Below are 257 nucleotides of genomic sequence, written 5' to 3' on the forward strand. Positions count from 1 at the left end.
TAGAATAAATTACACCAAGTACAAATGCTATCTGATATGATTGCTGCCGTAAGTGTACAATACGCTCATCTTCAATTTTCTCTTTTGAAACCGATATTATAAGCAGTCCGACAAGTAAGCCACTTTTAATTATAGTCTTTAATAAAGCCGGTTCATTTTCAATAAATTTAAGACCAATAAGAGTAAAAAGTAGAATTAAAAAAAGGAATACTCCTATTTTTTTAAAACGATGATGTAGTTGAAATCTTTTTAATCTT

At 28.4% G+C, this 257-nt stretch carries 1 pseudogene; it reads right to left on the reverse strand.

Going from position 1 to position 257, the window contains the following annotated elements:
* Positions 1–257: pseudogene (locus tag ACY2RW_RS16215) on the reverse strand (hypothetical protein); the annotation flags it as partial.

The organism is Polaribacter sp. 2305UL8-11 (assembly GCF_058147165.1).